The organism is Enterobacter sp. 198 (assembly GCF_009025585.1).
GTDB lineage: Bacteria > Pseudomonadota > Gammaproteobacteria > Enterobacterales > Enterobacteriaceae > Enterobacter > Enterobacter ludwigii.
This window is the reverse complement of sequence record NZ_WCIM01000035.1, coordinates 2,732-3,047: the sequence shown is the minus strand read 5'-3', so window position 1 is coordinate 3,047 and position 316 is coordinate 2,732.

The following is a 316-nucleotide window of genomic DNA, read 5'->3' as shown; positions in this document are numbered from 1 at the left end:
CGGAGTGTATACTGGCTTACTATGTTGGCACGAATGCGGATGTCAGTGAAGTGCTTCATGTGGCAGGAGGAAAAAGGCGGCACCGGTGCGTCAGCAGAATATGTGATACAGGATATATTCCGCTTCCTCGCTCACTGACTCGCTACGCTCGGTCGTTCGACTGCGGCGAGCGGAAATGGCTTACGAACAGGGCGGAAATTTCCTGGAAGATGCCAGGAAGAAACTTAACAGGGAAGCGATAAGGCCACGCCAGAGCCGTTTTTCCATAGGCTCCGCCCCCCTGACAAGCATCACGAAATCTGACGCTCAAATCAGT